Origin of the sequence: Rathayibacter sp. AY1D9 (assembly GCF_002932395.1) — a bacterium.
GTDB lineage: Bacteria > Actinomycetota > Actinomycetes > Actinomycetales > Microbacteriaceae > Rathayibacter.
The window spans coordinates 1-2,468 of sequence record NZ_PSVQ01000072.1 but is presented as its reverse complement, the minus strand read 5'-3'; the positions used below and the strand labels follow the sequence as shown (position 1 = coordinate 2,468).

The window sequence follows — 2,468 nt, the reverse complement described above, 5'->3', positions numbered from 1 at the left end:
GCGGGCGGCGCGGGACAGGGGCGGACCGGGGACAGGGGCGGACCGGGACGCGGGCGGACCGGGACGTGAGCGGACCGGGACGCGGGCGGACCGGGACGCGGTGGCCGACGCCCCGAAGCGCCGAAGCACGACGGGACACGGGGTTCGAGGCTCGGAGCTCCGGGACACGGGACACGGGGCTCGGAGCTCGGAGCTCGGGGCTCGGAGCTCGGAGCTCGGAGCTCGAGGCTCGACGAAGCGCCAACGTGCCGACGGACCTCGCGGCGCCGGAGGTGAGAGAGCGCGAGGGCGCCTGGGCGTGTCCAGGCACGGCGATTCACCGCCTCGCGGCCGACGGAGTGTCGAATCGCCCGGCATGTCGGGCTGCGGATCAGAACGGCGGAGGCGCGTCCACGAACCGCGGCCGCGTCGGCGACAGCACCGATGGCGACGGTCGAGGTGACGACGGTCGCGATGACCTCAGCTGCGATGACGAGGATCGTGGTGACAGCGGGTGCGGCTGCTGCTCCGGCTGCGGCTCCGGCTCCGGTTCTTGCGCCGACTGCGGCGTCGGTCGTCGCGTGGGCGGCAGCGGAGCCCCGGGCAGCGCCCGCGGTCGGTCGGTGATCCGTCGGCCGGTGGGGGTCGTCCAGACGACGGTGCCGTCCGGATGGAGGGTGTAGGTCCAGCGGTCGCCGTGGCGGACGTGGTGGTGCGCGACGCAGAGCGAGGCCAGGTTGCCGAGGGCGGTCTCGCCTCCGTTCCGCCACTCGAGGGTGTGGTCGGCCTCCGCCGTCGAGGCCGCGCGGGTGCAGCCGGGGAACCGGCAGGTCCGGTCGCGCAGCTGCAGCTGGAGGCGCATCCGAGGGGGCGGGACGCGGAGGGTCCTGCCGACCGACGTCACCACTCCCGTGTCCGGATCGGTCAGCACCCGCGTGAAGGCGGCCGCCGTGCGCACGAGCTCCCGGGCGATGTCGGCGGGGACGAGACCGTAGCCGTCGAGTTCGGCCGGCGCGTCGTCGAGGCCGACCGCGGTGCTGGCGGCGAGGGTGAGGCGCACGTCGGCGCGGACTCCGGAGACCGAGGCGTGGATTCCGGAGCCCGAGGCACGGACGGCGCTCGCTCCTTCTCCCGAGGATCCGTCTGCGGAGATGTCGCCGTCAATGAGCAGATCGACGAGGGCGTCGGCCCGCAGCTGCGCGAGCGTCCGGCCGTCGCCGAGGGAGATGTCAGCGTCTCCACCGGCGCCGCCACCCGTCTCCGCGCCGAGCCCGGCACCGGCACCGGCACCGGCACCGGCACCAGCACCAGCACCAGCACCAGCACCAGCACCAGCACCAGCACCAGCACCAGCACCAGCGTCCGTCCGCGCGCCGACTGCCACCGGAGCATCGCCACGGGCACCAGCACCGCTCTGTGCAGTCGCAGTCGCAGTCGCAGTCGCAGTCGCAGTCGCACTCGCACTCGCACTCCCACTCGCACTCGCACTCGCACCTGCACCTGCACCTGCACCTGCACCTGCACCTGCACCGAACCCGATCCCCGCCGCGTCCGCCCCGTCGCGGAGCGAGCGGGCGATGCGGTCGAGACGGTTGTAGGCGCCGACCGCGACCGGGGCCGGCAGCAGGGCGCAGAGCGTGGCCATGCCGTCGGCCTCGGCTCCGAGCCACACGCTGCGGTCCTCTCGGGCGCGGGCGTGGCGTTCGGTGAACGGCTGCTCGTGCAGCTCGTCGCGCAGCCGCGCCACGGTCCGGCGGAGCTGGGTGGGCGTCTGCGAGAGCGCCGCGGCGGCCGCCCGCTCGTCGAAGGACGCGCGCGACGGAGCGGGGAGGGTCGCGGCGGCGGCGCAGACGACCTCGCCGGCCTCCCAGAGGATCCGGGCCTCGGCCAGGAGGGTGCGGGTCGCCGGGAGGTCCTCGATGAGGAGCCGAGCGTGCTCGAGACGCCGAGACGCCACGCGCTCCGACATCCCGAGCGCCGTCGCGAACTCGGCTCGGATCGAGCGCTCCACGAGGTCTCCCGCCTCGCTCCGGGAAAGACGACTCCCCCGCGCGAACGACTCCGGCACGAGCAGCGCCGCCCGGTACGCCGTGTGCAGGGCGACGGCCCCCGCGAGCAGCACCGGTGCCGAGGAGCGGGCGAGCCCCGCCGCGAGACCGGCGAGCGCGCGCACCGCGTCGAGCGTCTGCGCCGTCTCGCCCGCGCGCACCGCCTCGACCGCCTGCGCCGCGTCACCCGAACTTCTCATACGTGTATTGAATCAGCGACCACCGACATCGGGCCGGGGCCCGTGACCAGGATCGGGACAACGGAGCCGGTACCCCGCCTGTGGAGGGAGGACCGGCGGCGAGCGCAAGCTCGCACATCCCTGTCCGCGCGATTCCTGAGCCGAGCCACCAGCCCGCGCCGCCCGCCCCGCTCGAACCCGTCCGCTCGAACCCGCCCCGCTCGAACCCGCCCCGACCCGACCGGCCCCGGCTCCGCTCGAA

1 protein-coding gene is annotated in these 2,468 nt (G+C 75.0%); it reads right to left on the bottom strand.

All coding sequences use genetic code 11. From position 1 onward, the window contains the following. Window positions 1-370: 370 nt before the first annotated feature. Complete coding sequence (locus C5C50_RS16510; RefSeq protein WP_104273945.1) at window positions 371-2,227, bottom strand: HNH endonuclease signature motif containing protein; 1,857 nt, start codon at window positions 2,225-2,227, stop codon at window positions 371-373. Window positions 2,228-2,468: the final 241 nt, after the last annotated feature.

Bases quoted from the DNA above. Each gene is read 5' to 3' on its own strand.
- C5C50_RS16510 (WP_104273945.1), bottom strand. From the start codon at position 2,227: ATGAGAAGTTCGGGTGACGCGGCGCAGGCGGTCGAGGCGGTGCGCGCG.